Source organism: Amycolatopsis sp. NPDC028719 (assembly GCF_055565395.1).
In genome coordinates, this window is sequence record NZ_JBVHUL010000003.1 from 22,710 (window position 1) to 40,868 (window position 18,159).

Below are 18,159 nucleotides of genomic sequence, written 5' to 3' on the forward strand. Positions count from 1 at the left end.
AGGGGGCGAAGGGGAGCCGCCCCGGGTGGTTACAGCAAGTTCTGCGGGATCAGATGCCGAGCAGGCGCTTGACGCGGCCGGCCTCGGTCTTCGCCAGCTCGGTGGTGCCCTCGAGACGGCGGGTGAGGCGGTTCGACTTCTTCTCCATGAGGTGGCGGCGACCGGCCTTCTGGCGGCGCAGCTTGCCCGTGCCCGTGACGCGGATCCGCTTGGAGGTCCCGCTGTGGGTCTTCATCTTCGGCATTTCAGTCCTCTTTCGTGCGGCGGCTCACCGGAAATTCCGGTGAGCCGCTGACTGTGCTGGTCGGCGCCTACGCCTCGGGGGTCGGCTCCGGGGCCGCCTCGGCCTTGGCCTTCGGCTTCACGTTCTTGTGCGGGGCCAGCACCATGATCATGTTGCGACCGTCCTGCTTGGCCGACGATTCGACGAAGCCGAGCTCCGTGACGTCTTCGGCGAGCTTCTGCAGCAGCCGGTAGCCGAGCTCCGGCCGGGACTGCTCGCGGCCGCGGAACATGATCGTGACCTTGACCTTGTTGCCCGCCGCCAGGAAGCGCGACACGTGACCCTTCTTGGTCTCGTAGTCGTGCTGGTCGATCTTGGGGCGCAGCTTCTGTTCCTTGATGACGGTCAGCTGCTGGTTGCGACGCGACTCGCGGGCCTTCTGCGCGCTCTCGTACTTGAACTTGCCGAAGTCCATGAGCTTGCACACCGGCGGGCGGGCCTGCGGCGCGACCTCGACGAGGTCGAGATCGTTCTCCTGCGCCAGGCGCAGCGCATCCTCGATCCGGACGATGCCGACCTGTTCACCGGCGGGTCCGACGAGTCGGACCTCCGGCACCCGGATTCGGTCGTTGATGCGTGTCTCGGAGCTGATGGGGCCTCCTTGGTCCGAGGAATGTTTCCTGTTCTCGTTATCGACCTGGTGCCCACATAGCGAAGGCCCCGACACCTTGCGGTGCGCGGGGCCCACTCTGTTTCCGATCGTGCCGGGCCGCGAGGCCTGACACTTCACCCTGGACTTGACGTCCGGGCGAGACCGGACCCGGACACCTGTACGGTGACACGGGTGGGAGCGGGGCTCCACTTGCCGCCCCCGATCGCTCGGGGGCTGGTCGCTCGTGGAAGGGTACCAGACGTGTCAGATCAACCCTCCGAACAGCCCCCGTATTCCCCCGAAGCCCGCCACCTGGAGGACATCCCCAGCGTGGAGGTGATCAGCCGCGCGGCCGTGATGCTGCTGTCGGCCGGGGCCGAACGGCTCGGCCTGGCCGACCCCGACCCGGCGGCCTCCCCGCACCGCGACCTCGACGAAGCCCGCCGGCTCATCACCGCGCTGGCCGGGCTCGTGACGGCGTCCGCCGAGTACCTGGGCCTGCACGCCGGGCCGTTGCGCGACGGTTTGCAGTCGCTCCAGAAGGCGTTCCGGGAAGCCTCGGCCGTGCCCGACGAGCCCGGCAAGGGCCCCGGCGAGAAGTACACCGGCCCCGTTTACTGACCGCAGTCCCCACCCTCTCGAGGTCCAGGGAGGGCGGGGCTGCTCGACGGTCTCCCGGGTGAGCTCGGCAGTGGTTCGGTTGTCGCGAATGAGTCATCGCGACGTTTGCGAGGCATCACGCCACCGAGCGGCACGGGACAGTCGAGTGGGCGAGGCTCGGGCGATCGGGTCCCGGTGCGGTCGACGTGAGCTGAAGAGCCCCTTCCCCTCATAACACGAGAGGAAGGGGCCCTTCACTGCATGAGATGAGGCGAACCCCGCCCTCTCCGGGAGGCGTCCTTTGGCAAAGCTTGCCGGTCGAGCCATCCGACATCTAACATGTTAGATGTGAGTCTCTCGAAGGTCACCCGCCCGCTCCTGCGCGACGAGGCGTACGACCGCATCCGCCGGGCCATCGTCGACGGCACGCTGCCGCCCGGCGCTCCCCTGCGGGACGCCGACCTCGCCGACCAGCTCGGGCTCTCGAAAGCACCCGTCCGGGAAGCGCTCCGGCGGCTGGCGGACGACGGGCTCGTCGACTCCAAGCCGCAGAGCTACACGCGGGTCTCCGACGTCATGTCCCGCGACGTCATCGATGCCCGGCAGATCGTGCGCGTGCTGCACGAGTTCGCCGTGCGGGAGGCGGCCTCGCGGTGCCGCCCGGCCGACGTCGCCGCGATGCGCGCGGCCAACGACCGGTTCGCCAAGGCCATCGAAGCCGGAGACATCGCCGCCGCCGTCCAAGCGGACGACGAGCTGCACGACGTCCCGGTCCGGCTGGCCGGGAACGCCGCCGTCGCCGCGACCCTCGACCGCTACACGCCGCTGCTGCGCCGGCTGGAGCACGCCCGCTTCAGCTCCGCGCTGGCCTGGAACTCGGTCGAGCGCCACACGAAGCTCATCGACGCGCTCGACGCCCACGACACCGGAACCGCCGTCTCCGTGATCTCGACCATCTGGACCGACCTGCTGGAGGACCGATGACCCTGGCCGACTTCCCGCGCTACCCGCTGCTGTTCGGCCCGTCGCCGGTGCACCCTCTCGAACGCCTCACCGAGCACCTCGGCGGCGCGAAGGTCTGGGCCAAGCGCGAAGACGTCAACTCCGGCTTGGCGTACGGCGGCAACAAGACGCGCAAGCTCGAATACCTCGTCGCGGACGCCCTGAAAGAAGGAGCCGACACCCTCGTCTCCATCGGCGGCGTCCAGTCCAACCACACCCGGCAGGTCGCGGCCGCCGCCGCGCGCGCCGGGCTGAAGGCCGTGCTGGTGCAGGAAAGCTGGGTCGACTGGCACGACCCGCTCTACGACAAGGTCGGCAACATCCAGCTCTCGCGGATCCTCGGCGCGGACGTCCGGCTCGTCGAAGCCGGCTTCGGCATCGGGTTCAAGCAGGCGTGGGAGGACGCCGTCGCGGAGATCGAAGCCAATGGTGGCAAGCCGTACGCCATCCCGGCGGGCGCGTCGGACCACCGGCTCGGCGGGCTCGGCTTCGCGAACTGGATCGTCGAACTCGAAGCCCAGGAAGCGGAACTGGGCGTCTTCTTCGACACCGTGATCGTCTGCTCGGTCACCGGCAGCACGCAGGGCGGCATGGTCGCCGGGGTGGCGGGGAACAAGAACCGGCGCATCCTCGGCATCGACGCCTCCGCGAAGCCTGACGAGACCCGCGAGCAGATCACGCGCATCGCGCGCACCACGGCCGAACTGATCGGCGCCGGCGAGATCGCGGAAGTCGAGCTGGACGACCGCTACCACGCCGGGATCTACGGCATCCCCGACAAGTCCACCGTGGACGCCATCGAGACGTGCGCCCGGCTGGAGGGCATGATCACCGACCCCGTGTACGAAGGCAAGTCGATGGCGGCACTCATCGACCTGGTCGGCCGGGGTGAAATCGACCGCGGCTCGAACGTCCTCTACGCCCACCTCGGCGGGCAGCCCGCGCTCAACGGCTACACGAGCGTGCTCGGCTGAGCCCCCTGGGGCCGGGAAACCGGCCCCAGGGAAGACCTCAGTCCAGCACGCAGAGCACGTCGATCTCGACGAGGAGCTCGCCCGGGAGGCCGACGTACACCGTCGTGCGGGCGGCGTGCGGCGCGTCGCCGATCAGCTCGTTGTAGACCTCGTTGAACGGCGCGAAGTGCGCCGTGTCGGTCAGGTACACCCGCACCATGATCGCGTCGGCCAGGCTCGCACCCGCTTCGGCGAGCACGGCTTCGATGTTCTTGAACGTCTGGCGGGTCTGGCCCGCGACGTCGTCGCCGACGATCTCGTTGGTGGCCGGGTCGAACGCGACCTGGCCGGCGACCTGCAGGAGGTTCCCCTTGCGGACGGCCTGCGAGAACTTCGCCGGCGGCTTCGGCGCGTTCTCGGTGGAAACTGCCGTCTTGCTCATCAGTGCCCCTTTCCGTTCTCCGTCCATCCACTGTGGACGGAAGCTTCCGTGGTCGCGGCGCGCAGGTCCGGGACCAGCGCCAGCAGGCCTTCGTAGTCGAGCAGGACCTTCGGCACCGACATCGACGCGGCGGCCAGCACCTCGCCGTCCGCCCCGCGGACCGGTGCCGCGATGCAGTGGATGAAGTCCTCGTGCTCGGCGTTGTCGACGGCGTACCCCCGCCGGCCGACGCGCTCCAGCTCCGCCAGGAAGTCCGACGGCGTCGTGATCGTGTTCGGCGTCAGCACCGGGTACTCGATGGACCGCGCGATCTCCTCGCGGCGAGCCGGCGGCATCGCCGCGACGAGCACCTTGCCCACCGCCGTGCAGTGCAGCGGCGCGCGCTTGCCGACGCGCGAGTACATCCGCACGGAGTGCCGGCCCTCGTACTTGTCGATGTAGACGACTTCGCCGTCGTCGTAGCTGGCCAGGTGCACGGTGTGCCCGGTGCGCGCGTTGAGCGCGGCCAGCGCGGGCTGCGCGCTGCGGCGGACGTCGATCGAGTCGAGGGCCTGGTTGGCCAGGTCGAACATCGCGCTGCCCAGGCGGTAGTACCGCGTGCCCTCACGCCGGACGAAGTGGTGCTGTTCGAGGGTGCGCAGCAGGCGCAGCACCGTCGACTTGTGGACGCCGATCTCGTCGGCGAGGTCGTCGAGCGTGCACGCGTCCTTCGCGATCGAGTTCAGCAGCGTCAGCGCGCGATCGAGACTTTGACTCAAGCGAGCACGCCCTCTCCGGTCAGCCGGGCCGAAAGCCACTCGTCCGGATCCGCCCGGAGCAGGCTGTCCACGACCGTGCGCGGCAGGGGCACCCCGACGTCGTCGTGGGTGAGCAGGGTCGCCGCGGCCTGCAGATGACCTTGCCGCAGCCGCGCCAGGGGTTCGGCGCCCCGCAGCGTCGCGGCCAGGAAACCCGCGGCGAACGCGTCCCCGGCGCCGACCGGCTCGACGACGTCGACCCGCAGCGCCGGCGCGAACAGCGGCTCCCCTTCGACCAGCGTCGCGCCGCGTTCGCCGTGCTTCACGACGAGCGTGCGCGGCCCCGGCAGCAACGCCCGCAGCTCGGCCGGGTCGCCGGTCCCCCAGACGTGCTGGGCCTCGTCGTCACCGGTCAGGACGATGTCGGCCTGCCCGGCCAGCTCCGCGAGCAGCCGGGGGTCGCGGCCCGCCCAGAGCGCGGGGCGCAGGTTGACGTCGAACGAGATCAGCCGGTCGCCGCGGGGCAGCTCCAGCAGGGCGCGCACCAGCGCGAGGCAGCTCTCGGACAGCGCGGGTGTGATGCCGGACAGGTGCAGCACGCGGACACCGCCGAGATCGAGCCGGTCCAGCAGCGAAGGGCCCATCCCGGACGCCGCGGAGCCCGCCCGGTAGTAGCGCACCGGGCTGCCGCCGGCGCCGCTTTCCTTGATGTAGAGCCCGGTCGGGCGCACCGGGTCGACGGAGCACGCGCTGACGTCGACGCCGTGGGAAGCGATCTCCCGCAGCATCGCCCGGCCGAACGGGTCGTCGCCGACCGTGCTCACCCAGCCGCTCGGCACGCCGAGGGCCGGCAGGTGGCAGGCCACGTTCGATTCGGCGCCGCCGATCGTGCGCGTCCACCGCTTCACCTCGTCCGGTGGGCCGGGTTCGGCGGGTACGAACAGGGCCATCGTCTCGCCGACACAAAGCACCTCGGGCCCGCTCGTCACTTTCCGTCTCCCCCGTCCGTCACCCCGTTGACCTGTGGCGACCCGGATGCTACACCTATGGCACTCAAAATGCGCAACAGTCGTTGCAACATACGCAACCGAGGTCGCCGCCGATGAAACCCTGCCTGATGGACCCCGCCGCGCTCGCCGCCCTCCGCGACGAGCGGATCGACTGGCGCTTCCGCTCGGCTGCCCCCGCCCTGACCGGGCTCACGCTCACCGAAGCCGCGGACCGGCGGCTGAACCTGTTCACCGACGGGTTCTTCGCGCCCTTCGTCGTCCTCGACGACGACGCCCTCGAGCACAACCTGCGGACGATGGCCGCGTGGTGCGCCGCCCGCGGTGTCGTGCTCGCCCCGCACGGCAAGACGACCATGGCCCCGCAGCTGTTCGCCCGCCAGATCGAGCACGGCGCATGGGGCATCACCTGCGCGAACGCCGGTCACCTGCGGATCTACCGCGCCTTCGGCGTCTCCCGGATCCTGCTGGCCAACCAGTTCCTGGACCCGTCGGGCCTGCGCTGGCTGGCCGCCGAGCTGGCGGCCGACCCGGACTTCGAGTTCGTCTGCTGGGTCGACTCGGTTCGCGGCGTCGAGCTGATGACCGAAGCCCTCGAAGGCACCGAACGGCCGGTCGACGTCCTCCTCGAGCTGGGCGCCGACGGCGGCCGCACGGGAGTGCGCGACACCGCGACCGCGCTGGCTGTCGCCGAAGCGGTGCACGCCAGCCCGGCCCTGCGGCTGCGCGGCACCGGCGGATACGAAGGCGCGCTCTCGCACGACACCGACGAAGCCGCGCTCGCGAAGATCAGCTCCTACGTGGACGGGCTCCGGGACCTCGCGATCACGTTCGCGGACAAGGGAATGCTCGACGGGCAGATCATCGTCACCGCCGGCGGCAGCGCGTACTTCGACCAGGTCGCGAACGAGCTGACGAAGCCGTGGCCCGACGGCCTCGACGTCCTGCCGGTGCTGCGCAGCGGCGCGTACGTCACCCACGACGACGGCTTCTACCGCGAGATCTCCCCGCTCGGCGACCACCCGCGCATCGACGGCGTCGCGTCGTTCCGGCCCGCTCTGCGCGCCTGGGCGCAGGTGACGTCGAAGCCGTCGGCCGAGCTGGCGCTGCTGACCATCGGCAAGCGCGACGCGTCCTTCGACGAGGGCATGCCCGAGCCGCAGCTGCGCCGCACCCCGAACGGCCCCGCCGAGCCCCTCGAAGGGCACGTCGTCGCGAAGATGAACGACCAGCACGCGTTTCTCACGCTGCCCGCCGGGTCGCCGGTCGAGGTCGGCGACTGGATCGGGCTCGGTCTCTCGCACCCGTGCACGGTGTTCGACAAGTGGCCGCTGCTGCCGGTGACCGCCGCGGACGGCGAAACCGTCGTCGATCTCGTCCGGACGTGGTTCTGATGGACGTCGTCGTCAAGAACGCGCTGGTCGCCGACGGCACCGGCGAACCGCTCGCCCGGCACGACGTCGGCATCACCGGCGGGAAGATCGCGGAGGTCGCCGACGCGGGCTCGCTGACCGGCGGGCGGACGATCGACGCCGGCGGGCTGGTGCTCGCGCCCGGGTTCATCGACATGCATTCGCACTCCGACCTGCAGCTGCTGGCGAACCCGGAGCACCCGGCCAAGATCACGCAGGGCGTCACGACGGAGGTGCTCGGCCAGGACGGGCTCTCGTACGCGCCGGTCGACGACACCGTGCTCGAAGCGCTGCGGCAGCAGCTCGCCGGGTGGAACGACGACCCGGCCGGTTTCGACTGGAACTGGCGTTCGGTCGGCGAGTACCTCGACCGGCTCGACCAGGGCATCGCGGTCAACGCCGCGTACCTGGTGCCGCAGGGCACGGTCCGGATGCTCGCCGTCGGCTTCGACGACCGGCCCGCGACGGACGCCGAGCTGACGCGGATGAAGGAGCTCGTCGCGACCGGCCTCGCCGAGGGTGCGATGGGGATGTCGTCGGGCCTGACCTACACCCCCGGGATGTACGCGGATACCGGGGAGCTGGTCGAGCTGTGCAAGGTCGTCGCCGAGGGCGGCGGGTTCTACAGCCCGCACCACCGCAGCTACGGCAAGGGCGCGCTCGAAGCGTTCGCCGAGATGATCGACGTCTCCCGGCGTTCCGGCTGTCCGCTGCACCTGGCGCACGCGACGATGAACTTCTCGGTGAACAAAGGCAAAGCGCCCGACCTGCTGAAGCTCCTGGACGACGCGCTCGACGACGGCTGCGACGTCAGTCTCGACACCTATCCGTACCTGCCGGGCGCGACCTACCTCTCGGCGCTGCTGCCGAGCTGGGCCACCGAGGGCGGGCTCGACGCGACCCTCGCCCGGCTGTCCGATGTGGACGCACGCGAGCGGATCCGCGCCGAGATCGAGGAGTCCGGTTCGGACGGTGCGCACGGCGTGCCGATCGACTGGGACGCCATCGAGATCAACGGCGTCCGCAACGACCACAACGACCACCTGGTCGGGCACAGCGTCGCCGCGTCGGCCACCCAGCAGAACGTGGCACCCGCGCAGCTGTACTTCGACACGCTGCTCGACGAACGCCTCGGCACGTCGTGCCTGATGCACGTCGGGCACGAGGAGAACGTCCAGGCGATCATGCGGCACCGCACGCACACCGGCGGCAGCGACGGCCTGCTCGTCGGCGCGCGGCCGCACCCGCGCGCGTGGGGCACGTTCCCCCGCTACCTCGCCCGGTACGTCCGCGAGCTGGGCGTGCTGGACCTCGCCGAGTGCGTCGCCCACCTGACCGGACGGGCCGCGCGGCGGCTGCGGCTGACCGACCGCGGGCTCGTCCGCGCCGGGTACGCCGCCGACCTGGTGCTGTTCGACCCCGACGCGGTCGCCGACACCGCCACCTTCGACGACCCGCGGCAACCGGCCGCGGGGATCACCCACGTTTTCGTCAACGGCGTCGCCGCCCTCGACGACGGCCGTCCCACCGGCGCCCTCGCCGGTGCGTCCCTGCGCAACCCCCGGAGAGCTCGATGATCCACTGGCTGCAACACACTACGGGTGGCCTGCTCACGCTCGCCGCCGTCTCGATCGCCGTCCTGCTGGTGCTGATCGTCAAGCTCAAGATCGAGCCGTTCATCGCCCTGATCGTCGTCGGCCTGCTCACCGCGCTGGCCGCGGGCCTGCCGGTCGGCACCATCGTCGGCACCGCGCAGAAGTCGTCGGACTCCTTGCTGGAAAAGGGGTTCGGCGGCATCCTCGGGCACATCACGGCGATCATCGGGCTCGGCACGCTGCTCGGGTCGATCCTGGAACGCTCGGGCGGCGCGAAGGTGCTCACCGGGGCGCTGCTGCGGGGCTTCGGCGAGAAGCGGGCACCGTTGGCCATGGGTGTCGCCGGGTTCATCTTCGGCATCCCGGTGTTCTTCGACATCGGCATCTTCGTGCTGGCCCCGCTGGTGTACGTCGCGGCGAAGCAGGGTAAGCGCTCGCTGGTGCTCTACGCGATGCCGCTGATCGCGGGCCTGTCGATCACGCACGCGTTCCTGCCGCCGCACCCGGGCCCGGTGGCCGCGGCCGGGCTGCTGCACGTCGAGCTCGGCTGGATCATCCTGATGGGCCTGGCCTGCGGCATCCCCGCGTTCCTCGTCGGCGGCGTGCTGTACGCGACCTGGATCGGCAAGCGCATCGACGTCGAGGTGCCCCAGGAGATGATCGTCGCCGAAGAAGAAGGCGAAGAGGAGGAGAGCGTGCCGTCGCTGGCGCTGGTCGGCTCGATCATCGCGGTGCCGCTGGTGCTCATCCTCGCCGGCACGTTCGGCAGCATCTGGCTGCCGAAGGGCTCCGCGCTCTCGGGCGTCGCCGCGTTCATCGGCACGCCGGCGGTCGCGCTGACGGTCGCCGTGCTGCTGGCGTCCTGGCTGCTGGGTCTGCGCCGCGGGTTCACCGGCAAGGACCTCAACGAACTGGCCGCGAAGTCGCTGCGGCCGGTCGCGATGATCCTGCTCGTCGTCGGCGCGGGCGCGTTCTTCGGCGCGGTGCTTTCGGCCACCGGCATCGGCAAGGCCGTCGCCGACTCGCTGCACGACGCCGGGCTGCCGGTGCTGCTCGCGGCGTACGTGATCAGCTGCGGCATGCGGATCGCGCAGGGTTCGGCGACCGTCGCCATCGTGACCACGAGCGGGATCATCGCGCCGACCGTGGCGCAGCTCGGGTATTCGCAGGTGCAGCTGGCCCTGCTGGTCATGGCGATCTCCGCCGGGTCGATCATCGCGTCGCACGTCAACGACGGTGGCTTCTGGATCGTTTCGCGGTACTTCAACATGAGCGTGGTCCAGACGCTGAAGTCGTGGACGGCACTGGAAACCGTGCTTTCCGTTTCCGGTTTCGCGGTTTCGGCATTGCTCATGGCCGTGGTCTAGACCATACTGGAGGGCAGCCGCCGCCCGAACCGTTGGGAGACAATGACGATGACCGGACTTTCCCGTCGTACGTTCCTCGGCGCCGCCGCGGGGGCGAGTGCCGCGACCGTGCTCGGCGCGCAGCTCGCTTCCGCTGCCACCACCTCGAAGGGCTGCATCGCCGGAGGGACCGTGTACATCGGCAGCTACACCAGCGGGGCGGGCGGCCACGGCCTCGACGTCTCGAGCCGGTCGGGCGCCACGCTGGGCCCGGTCCGCACGGTGCCGGGCATCACCGACACGTCGTGGTTCGACCGCGGCGCCGACGGCAAGACCCTCTACGTCACCAACGAAGGCGATCCGGCCGGGTTCGTCTCGGCACTGAACGTCGCCGACGCGACGAAACCCAAGCTGCTCAACAGGGTTTCCTCCAAAGGCGGCGCGCCGACGCACCTGAGCGTGCACTCGAGCCAGCAGTACGTGCTGGCGGCGAACTACAGCTCGGGCAGCGTCGTCGTGCTGCCGATCCTGGCCGGTGGCAAGCTCGGCGCGGCCACGGACCTGGTGACGCACCGGGCCGATTCCGGGCAGGCGCACGCCCACCAGGTCGTCAACGACCCGACCGGGCGCTGGGTGCTGTCGGTCGACCTCGGCGCCGACTCGGTGTACGTCTACTCCCTCGACGTCGCCACCGGGAAGCTTTCGCTGCACCAGCAGCTGAAGCTGCCGGCCGGGGCCGGGCCGCGGCACCTCGCGTTCGACAGGACCGGGACGTTCGCCTACATCCTGCAGGAGCTGCGCCCGGAGGTGACGGTCGCGAGCTGGGACGCGGCCACCGGGACGCTGAAGGCGCTTTCCGTCGTGCCCGCCGTGCCGCCGGGCAGCACCGGGGACCTGTTCCCCGGCGAAATCACCCTGTCCAAGGACGGGAAGTTCGCCTACGCCACCGTCCGCGGGCCCAACACCCTGGCGACGTTCTCCGTCGCCGGCGAGACGCTGAAGCTGGTGTCCACTGTGTCCAGTGGCGGCAACTGGCCCCGGCACGTCGCCCTCGACCCCGGCGAGAACTGGTTCTACGTCTCGAACCAGCGTTCCGGCACCGTCACCTGGCTGCCGCGCGACCCGGCCACCGGCCTGCCCGGCGCGGTTGCCGGCAGCCTCGCGGTCCCCGACGTCAACTCCGTCTACTTCGCCTGAGCACAAGCCCTCGTGAGTGTTCAGTCGGGTCAGAACCCGCCTGAACACCCACGAGGGGCACTTACTGGAGGATCCCCATGAGACTGCGCCGCACCCTGCCCGTCGTCGCCGGGCTGGCCCTGCTGGCCGGCTGCGCGCCCACCCAGTCCGCGCCCGCGGGCAACGGCGGGGACGAGAAGACCGGCACCGTCCGCGTCTGGCTGTTCGACGAGGCCAACCGCGCGCCGAAGGAGGCGGCGGTCAAGGAGGCCATCGCCGAGTTCAAGGCCGCGCACCAAGGTGTCGAGGTCGACGTCCAGTGGGTGCCGGTGGAAGGCCGCGCCGACAAGTTCTCCGGCGCCTTCAACGACCCGGCCAACGCGCCGGACGTCGCCGAGTTCGGCAACACCGACGTCTCCAACTACGCCGCCACCGGCGCGCTCGCCGACCTGACCGGCGACCTCGCGTCGTGGAGCGAGGGCAAGGACCTCATCCCGACCGTGCTGGACACCGCCAAGTCGGGCGGCAAGACCTACGGCCTGCCGTGGTACACCGGCATCCGCGCGCTGTACTACCGCACCGACGTCTTCACCGAGCTCGGCCTCAAGCCGCCCACGACGCTCTCGGAGCTCACCGAGGAGGCCCGGAAGATCCGCGCCGCCAAGCCGGACCTCTACGGCATCTCCGTCGGGGGCAAGTACACCTACGCGATGCTGCCCTTCCTCTGGGCCAACGGCGGCGAGCTGGCGCAGGAAGAGGGCGGCAAGTGGAAGTCGACGGTCACGGGTGAGCAGGCCAAGGCCGGTGTGACGCAGTACGCGAACCTCCTGAAGGACGACATCTGCCCGCCCGCGCAGTGCGCGAACCTGACCGGCACGCAGAGCGTCACGGCGTTCGCCGGCGGCAAGGCCGGGATGACCATCGGCGGCGACTTCAACCGCAAGGCCGTCGAGCAGGGCGCGGTGAAGGGCAAGTACGCCGTCGTCCCGATCCCGGGCACGGCCGCGGGCAGCGTCGCCCCCGCGTTCGCCGGCGGCAACCTCCTCGGCGTCTTCAACGCCGGCAAGCGGCGGGGCCTGGCGCTGGAGTTCGTCGAGCTGCTCGGCGGCGCGAAGTACCAGGAGAAGATGTACACGGCGATGGGGAACCTGCCGACGTTGAGCAGCGTGCAGCAGAAGCTCGCGGCGAACGACCCGTTCCTCAAGCCGTTCGTCGACACGCTCAAGGCGGGCACGAAGTTCGTCCCCGCGACGCCGGCGTGGTCGAAGATCGACAGCCAGAACGTGCTGCCGACGGCCGTCCAGCAGATCGCGACCGGGGGCAAGGACCCGGCCGCCGCGCTCACCGACGCGGCCGCGGCGATGGACAAGGCCTTCGGCTAGTGGTGACCGTCCAGGAAGCCCCTTCCGTCACGGCACCCGCACGGAGGCCGAGACGGAAGGGGGACGGCCGGGCCGCCGCGCTCTACCTCGCCCCGGCGGGCATCCTGCTCGCGGCGATGCTGGCCTACCCGATCTACCAGCTGGTCCTCATTTCGTTCTACGACTACGGCCAGCCGCAGGCCGCGGGCAACGCGCCGCTGGTGTTCCTCGGCTTCGCGAACTACGCCGATCTGCTGTCGCAGACGCAGTTCTGGACCGTGCTCGGCAAGACGGTCGGGTTCGCCGCGGCCTGCGTCATCGGCTCGCTCATCGTCGGCACCGGACTCGCCGTGCTGGCTTCGCGGGTGCGCTCACTGCCCCGCACGCTCCTGTTCCTGGCCGCGCTGGGTGCGTGGTCGACGCCGGCGATCGCGGGCTCCTACGTCTGGCTGTTCCTCTTCGACACCGACTTCGGCCTGGTCAACGAGGTGCTCTCGGGGATCGGCCTGCCGTTCGAGCACCACTCGTGGACCTTCGGCACGCTCGGCGCGTTCGGGCTCGTCGCCGCCGAGGTGATCTGGTGCTCGTTCCCGTTCGTGCTGGTCACGATGTACGCCGGGATCAAGGGCGTCGCCGACGAGGTGCTCGAAGCCGCGGCGCTCGACGGCGCGTCGGTGTGGCGCACGACCTATTCGATCGTGCTGCCGACGGTGCGGCCGCTGCTGATGATCGCGACCGTCCAGTCGATCATCTGGGACTTCAAGGTGTTCACCCAGATCTACGTGATGACCAACGGCGGCGGCGTCGCCGGCCGCAACCTGGTCCTCAACGTCTACGCCTACCAACAGGCCTTCGCCGGGCAGGAGTACGGCCTCGGCTCGGCGATCGGAGTCGTCATGACGCTGTTGCTGCTGTCGATCACCGGGCTCTACGTCCGGTCGCAGCGCCGGAGCGCGGCATGGCTGTAGCCGTTCGTCGCCCCGGACGGCTGATCGCGGAGATCATCACGGTGGTGATCGCCGGCGTCGTCGCGTTCCCGCTGTACTGGATGCTGCTCTCGGCGTTCAAGCCGCCGGGCGAGATCCAGTCGGCGAACCCGAAGCCGTGGACGTTCGACCCGTCGTTCGACAGCTTCTCCCGGGTCCTCACGGTGTCCGGCTTCGGGCGGTTCTTCGTGAACAGCCTGGTCGTCGCGCTGGTCGTCGTGGTGCTGTCGCTGGTGCTGTCGTTCCTCTCGGCGGTGGCCCTGACGCGGTTCTCGTTCAAGGGCCGGACCGTGCTGCTGGTGATGACCCTGGTCGCGCAGATGGTGCCGGTGGAGGCGCTGACCATCCCGCTGTTCTTCCTGATGCGCCAGATCGGCGGCGTCGCGCCGGCGTTCGGGCTCAACGAGCTGGGCTCACTGGTGCTGGTGCACCTGGCGTTCAGCCTGCCCTTCGCGATCTGGATGCTGCGCGGGTTCGTCGCGGCGGTGCCGGTGGAGCTCGAAGAGGCGGCCAAGCTCGACGGCGCGTCACGCATGCGGTTCACCTGGCAGATCCTGTTCCCGCTGGTGGCGCCGGGTCTGGTCGCGGTGAGCGTGCTCGCGTTCATCCACGCCTGGAACGACTTCCTGTTCGCCAAGACGTTCATCATCTCCAAGACCGAGAACCAGACGCTGCCGCAGGCGATCCTGGTGTTCTTCAAGCCGGAGGACACCGACTGGGGTGCGGTCATGGCGTCCTCGACGCTGATGACGATCCCGGTCCTGGTGTTCTTCGTCCTCGTGCAACGACGGCTGGTGTCCGGGATGGCCGGCGCCGTGAAGGGCTGACATGGCTTTCGACACCCTGCTCCCCCGCCCGGTCTCGGTGACGCCTTCAGCGGGTTCCTGCCCGTGGCCGTCCACTGTGGACGTCCGGTCCGCTTCGCTGCCGGCGGAGGGGTACCGGTTGGAGGTCACTCCTTCGGGCGTGGTTTTGTCCTGCGGTGACGCGGCCGGCGAGTTCTACGGACGGCAGACGCTGCGTCAGCTCGCGGGTCCTCCGGCGTTTCGCGCGGCTTCCTTCGGTGGCGCGTTGTCCGTGCCGTGCGGCGTGGTCGAGGACCACCCGCGGTTCGGCTGGCGCGGGTGCCTGCTCGACGTCGCCCGGCACTTCCGGACCAAGGCCGAAGTGCTGCGGTTCGTCGACCTGCTCGCCGCGCACAAGCTGAACGTGCTCAACCTGCACCTGACCGACGACCAGGGCTGGCGTTTCGAGGTCCCCGAGTTCCCCCGGCTGACGTCGGTGGGTGGCTGGCGGCCGTCGTCGATGGCGGGGAGCGGGGGCGAGCAGGACGGTCGTCCGCACGGCGGGTTCTACACCGGGGACGACCTGCGGGAGATCGTGGCTTACGCTGCTTCCCGGGCCGTCACGGTGGTGCCGGAGATCGACATCCCCGGGCACGCCCGAGCCGCCTTGGCCGCCTACCCATCATTGGGGACCTCGTCGTCGTACGAGATCTGGACTTCCTGGGGTATCAGCACTTCGCTGCTGTCGCCTACCGAGTCCACTTTGGACTTCTTCCGCCGCGTGTTCGACCACCTGCTGGAGATCTTCCCGTCCCCGGTGATCGCGCTGGGCGGCGACGAGACGCCGGGCGCGACCGACGAGCACCGCGCGTTCGTCCGGCGGCTGGCCGAGCACCTGGTGGCGCGCGGCCGGACGCCGATGGGCTGGGACGAGGTCCTCGACATCCCCGGCCTGCCTCCGATGGTGATCGGCTCGTGGCAGAACGAGGCGGCGGGCGTTCGGGCCGCTTCGGAAGGGCACGACGTCGTGATGTGCCCGGAACAGCACGTGTACCTGGACCACCGCCAGTCTTCGCACCCGGACGAGCCGATCCCGGTGGGGATGGTCCACACGCTGGAAGACGTGTACGCGTACGAGCCGGCGCTGACCGGGCCGCGGCTGCGCGGGGTGCAGGCCCAGGTGTGGAGCGAGCACCTGGACAGCGTGCGGCGGGTGGACTACATGGCGTTCCCGCGGTTGTCGGCGTTCGCGGAGGTGGCGTGGAGCAGCGGTGAGCGGGACTACGCCGAGTTCCTGCCGCGGTTGCGCGACCACCACCTGCCGCGGCTGGACGCGCTGGGTGTCGAGTACCGGCCGCTGGACGGGCCGCACCCGTGGCAGACCCGGCCGGGCGTACCCGGCCGGCCGCGCTGATCACGGCAGCAGCGTCACCACGAACGACCGGGTCGGGCCCACGTTGCCGGCCGCGTCGATCGAGCGGTACTCGATGCGGTGACGGCCGTAGCCGGGTGTCCGGTCTGCGAACGGGGATACCGTCAGGCCGCCCGAACCGAGGTTGCCGTACGCCAGGCCGTCGATCTCCGTGCCGCGCGGGGTGAAGACGTACGGTGCGTTCGGGTCCGTCGGCCAGCCGTAGTACTTGTGCCAGCCGTCGCCGTCCACGCGGAACTCCGGCATTCCGTCGGACGCTGTCAGCCGCATCGTGAACGAACCGTGGAACACCTGGTCCTTCGCGGGTGGTAGCGAGACCGTCGTCGTCGGGCCGTCCGCGTCCACCCTCCAGGTCAACGTGGCGCCGCCGGTCGTCGCCGTGAGCGTGTGCCGGCCGCGTGTCTCCTCGAGAGCGAAGTCGGGGCCGCTTCCGACCGGCCTGCCGTCGAGCGCCCAGCGGACCGGCGGGATCGAACCCGTCGGCTCCCCCGTCTCGACGTACACGACGTCGTGGCCGCCGACCGGCGCGGCGGTGGGCGTCGACGCCACCACAGCCGGGCCGCCGACGGGCGGGGTGGTCACCGAGGTGTCGACCGTCCACGTGCGGGTCGCCGTCGGCCGCACGGCCGGGTCGCGGACGAACGGCGTCGGGTCGGTCACCTTCGCGATCAACGTGTGCGTCCCCGGCTTCACGTGGGCCTGGCGCAGGTCGAGCGCGCCGGAACCGCGCAGGGGAACGCCGTCGAGGGTCCAGGTGACGTCGAGGCGGTGACTCACCGGGTGCATCGGGCGGACCCACACGACGCGGTCGGCGCCGATCGTCCCGGCCGGGGTACCGCCGCTGATGAGCGGCACCTTCGCGGAGATGCGCTGGGTCATGCGTTCGCGGCCGACCTGGTCGAACGCGTAGCCGAGCGTCTTCATCATCGAGTGGGCGCTGGGCCGCCAGACGCCGGTCTGCGTGTACAGCCCGCCTTCGAAACGGCCGATCCTGCCGCCGGAGTCGCTGGGCTCGCCGAGCCAGCGGTACCACTTCGCGTGCTGGTCGCGCAGCTGCTGCTCGGTCAGCACGGTGTGGTGGATCGAGTCCGGCTCGCCGCCTTCGTAGGCGCCGCCCGGGACGTTGCGGGCGTAGTAGTCGTACTCGTCGTCGAGGCCGCCGAGCGAATGCCCCAGCTCGTGCGGGGAGATCAGCGCCGACAGCGCGTTCCCGCCGGACGCCGTCGCGTACGTGCCTCCCGCGCCGCCGTAGGTGCCGCTGTTCGTGAGGGCGAGGATCTGCCGGTTGGCCCGGGTCGTGCCGGGCACGAGGTCGGCGTACCGCTGGGCCGCGTCGTCGTCGACGGTCAGCAGCCGCTGGACGCTCTGCGCGTTGCAGCCGCCCCAGAAACCCATGTTCAGCGGGGTGTCACGGCGAGGCGCGTCGAGCGAGGGGTCACAGTCCACACCGGACTCGGGCGAGGCGATCGACACGGCGTAGACGTTGAAGTAGCTGCGGTACGACTTGAACGGCTCGAGCGACCACAGGGTGCTGACGTGCCGCTGGACGTCGGCGAAGAACTTCGGCTGTTCGGCCGCTGTGTAGCCGTCCCCGAGGACGACGAGGCTGAACCGCTGCGCGACCGGCCCGGTCACCTGGACGTCGGTGACGGAGGCGGCCGGTTCGGCGGCTTGTGCGGGCGTGGCGACTCCGATGGCGATCAGCAGCGCTGCGACGAACCCGGCCCACTTCGACATGGTCCCGGTCTACCGCACCGGAAAAGCCGCCGTAACCGCCGGAAGTCGGGCTATTCTGCCGCGATGGGGAATCGAGGGGGAATCCTGGCGACGGCGGCCGCGCTGGCGTTGCTGGCCGCGTGCTCGACTCCGGCGCCCGCGCCGGTCGCGCAGACCACCACTTCGGCGGCGCCGTCGACGACGAAGCCGGCTCCGGCGTCCGACGCGCCCGCGCTGGGCCCCGGGCCGGGCTCCCAGCGACCGACGACACCGCAGCCACCACCGCCGAACTCGCCGGCCAAGGTGACGTCGGCCTGCCCGTTCCTCGGCGTGACCGAGTCGAGCGCCACGATGGGCGTCGTCCTGGACGCTTACGCGGTCGAGGAGGCGACGACCACCCAGCAGGACGCCACCACCTACCACTGCAACTACGCCAGCCGGACCGGCGGGCGGCAGCTGCTCGACCTGTACGTCACCGTCGTCCCGGGCACGCGGCAGGTCGCGTCCCTGGTCACCGAGTGGACCAAGGACTGCAAGGGCCCGGCGAAGCCGATCGGCGGAGTGGCCGGCACCACCCGCACCTGCTCGCTGGACGGCACCAACTCCGGCGACGTCATGGTGCTGGTCGCGAAGAAGTCGCACGGCCAGACCCGCCTGGCCGAGCTCTACCTCCGCCCCTTCACCGACGAGGTCTACACCAAGCTGGCGCAGCTCCTGACCGACCGGATGTAAGG

General features: G+C 70.4%; 18 protein-coding genes. 12 read left to right on the forward strand and 6 right to left on the reverse strand.

The features are described 5' to 3' along the window. Positions 1-49: 49 nt before the first annotated feature. On the reverse strand, positions 50-244 hold the full coding sequence (gene rpmI / locus ACZ4TR_RS13840; protein ID WP_086672342.1) for a 50S ribosomal protein L35: 195 nt from the start codon (positions 242-244) through the stop codon (positions 50-52). 67 nt (positions 245-311) lie between these two features. Beyond that, positions 312-950 (reverse strand): translation initiation factor IF-3, encoded by a 639-nt coding sequence (gene infC / locus ACZ4TR_RS13845; protein ID WP_364511729.1) that lies wholly within the window; start codon positions 948-950, stop codon positions 312-314. Between the two features lie 186 nt (positions 951-1,136). Here infC and ACZ4TR_RS13850 point away from each other — a divergent pair, with 186 nt between their 5' ends. From ACZ4TR_RS13850 to ACZ4TR_RS13860, 3 genes are all read left to right on the forward strand, one after another. Continuing rightward, positions 1,137-1,496: a DUF1844 domain-containing protein gene (locus ACZ4TR_RS13850; protein WP_465287380.1), complete on the forward strand. Its 360-nt coding sequence runs from the start codon at positions 1,137-1,139 to the stop codon at positions 1,494-1,496. Positions 1,497-1,814: 318 nt separating this feature from the next. Beyond that, complete coding sequence (locus ACZ4TR_RS13855) at positions 1,815-2,459, forward strand: GntR family transcriptional regulator (RefSeq protein ID WP_465287381.1); 645 nt, start codon at positions 1,815-1,817, stop codon at positions 2,457-2,459. Then, positions 2,456-3,451 (forward strand): 1-aminocyclopropane-1-carboxylate deaminase, encoded by a 996-nt coding sequence (locus tag ACZ4TR_RS13860; protein ID WP_465287382.1) that lies wholly within the window; start codon positions 2,456-2,458, stop codon positions 3,449-3,451. Before ACZ4TR_RS13855 ends, ACZ4TR_RS13860 begins: the two co-directional genes overlap by 4 nt. Before the next feature lie 37 nt (positions 3,452-3,488). On the opposite strand, the gene ACZ4TR_RS13865 is transcribed toward ACZ4TR_RS13860, so the two are convergent. The 3 genes from ACZ4TR_RS13865 to ACZ4TR_RS13875 are packed head-to-tail and all read right to left on the reverse strand — an operon-like array spanning position 3,489 to position 5,598. Continuing rightward, on the reverse strand, positions 3,489-3,872 hold the full coding sequence (locus ACZ4TR_RS13865) for a RidA family protein (RefSeq protein ID WP_364511628.1): 384 nt from the start codon (positions 3,870-3,872) through the stop codon (positions 3,489-3,491). Then, the gene (locus ACZ4TR_RS13870) at positions 3,872-4,630 is read right to left on the reverse strand and encodes an IclR family transcriptional regulator (protein WP_465287383.1); all 759 of its coding nucleotides are present in this window, start codon (positions 4,628-4,630) and stop codon (positions 3,872-3,874) included. The genes ACZ4TR_RS13865 and ACZ4TR_RS13870 overlap by 1 nt, the downstream gene beginning before the upstream one ends. Next, entirely contained in the window at positions 4,627-5,598 is a 972-nt protein-coding gene (locus ACZ4TR_RS13875; RefSeq protein ID WP_465287384.1) for a sugar kinase, read from the reverse strand. The genes ACZ4TR_RS13870 and ACZ4TR_RS13875 overlap by 4 nt, the downstream gene beginning before the upstream one ends. A 113-nt stretch (positions 5,599-5,711) precedes the next feature. Between ACZ4TR_RS13875 and ACZ4TR_RS13880 the strand changes: the two genes are divergently transcribed. The 8 genes from ACZ4TR_RS13880 (at position 5,712) to ACZ4TR_RS13915 (ending at position 15,691) form a co-directional block, all read left to right on the forward strand. Beyond that, complete coding sequence (locus tag ACZ4TR_RS13880) at positions 5,712-7,010, forward strand: amino acid deaminase (RefSeq protein ID WP_465287385.1); 1,299 nt, start codon at positions 5,712-5,714, stop codon at positions 7,008-7,010. Further along, a complete protein-coding gene (locus ACZ4TR_RS13885) occupies positions 7,010-8,605 on the forward strand; it encodes an N-acyl-D-amino-acid deacylase family protein (protein WP_465287386.1) in 1,596 nt (531 codons plus the stop codon). The genes ACZ4TR_RS13880 and ACZ4TR_RS13885 overlap by 1 nt, the downstream gene beginning before the upstream one ends. Then, positions 8,602-9,990: a GntP family permease gene (locus tag ACZ4TR_RS13890; RefSeq protein ID WP_364511617.1), complete on the forward strand. Its 1,389-nt coding sequence runs from the start codon at positions 8,602-8,604 to the stop codon at positions 9,988-9,990. The genes ACZ4TR_RS13885 and ACZ4TR_RS13890 overlap by 4 nt, the downstream gene beginning before the upstream one ends. Before the next feature lie 42 nt (positions 9,991-10,032). Beyond that, the gene (locus ACZ4TR_RS13895) at positions 10,033-11,166 is read left to right on the forward strand and encodes a lactonase family protein (protein ID WP_465287387.1); all 1,134 of its coding nucleotides are present in this window, start codon (positions 10,033-10,035) and stop codon (positions 11,164-11,166) included. Positions 11,167-11,243: 77 nt separating this feature from the next. Beyond that, a complete protein-coding gene (locus ACZ4TR_RS13900) occupies positions 11,244-12,527 on the forward strand; it encodes an extracellular solute-binding protein (protein ID WP_465287388.1) in 1,284 nt (427 codons plus the stop codon). Beyond that, positions 12,527-13,474: a carbohydrate ABC transporter permease gene (locus tag ACZ4TR_RS13905; RefSeq protein ID WP_465287389.1), complete on the forward strand. Its 948-nt coding sequence runs from the start codon at positions 12,527-12,529 to the stop codon at positions 13,472-13,474. Before ACZ4TR_RS13900 ends, ACZ4TR_RS13905 begins: the two co-directional genes overlap by 1 nt. Further along, positions 13,465-14,319: a carbohydrate ABC transporter permease gene (locus ACZ4TR_RS13910; RefSeq protein WP_465287390.1), complete on the forward strand. Its 855-nt coding sequence runs from the start codon at positions 13,465-13,467 to the stop codon at positions 14,317-14,319. Before ACZ4TR_RS13905 ends, ACZ4TR_RS13910 begins: the two co-directional genes overlap by 10 nt. Position 14,320: 1 nt before the next feature. Next, a complete protein-coding gene (locus ACZ4TR_RS13915; RefSeq protein WP_465287391.1) occupies positions 14,321-15,691 on the forward strand; it encodes a beta-N-acetylhexosaminidase in 1,371 nt (456 codons plus the stop codon). Here the strand turns inward: ACZ4TR_RS13915 and ACZ4TR_RS13920 are convergent, their stop codons facing one another. Next, the gene (locus tag ACZ4TR_RS13920; RefSeq protein ID WP_465287392.1) at positions 15,692-17,446 is read right to left on the reverse strand and encodes a M64 family metallopeptidase; all 1,755 of its coding nucleotides are present in this window, start codon (positions 17,444-17,446) and stop codon (positions 15,692-15,694) included. A 63-nt stretch (positions 17,447-17,509) separates the two neighbouring features. Between ACZ4TR_RS13920 and ACZ4TR_RS13925 the strand changes: the two genes are divergently transcribed. Next, positions 17,510-18,157 carry a hypothetical protein gene (locus ACZ4TR_RS13925; protein ID WP_465287393.1) on the forward strand — a complete coding sequence of 216 codons (648 nt, stop codon included), beginning with the start codon at positions 17,510-17,512 and terminating at the stop codon, positions 18,155-18,157. Positions 18,158-18,159 lie beyond the last annotated feature (2 nt).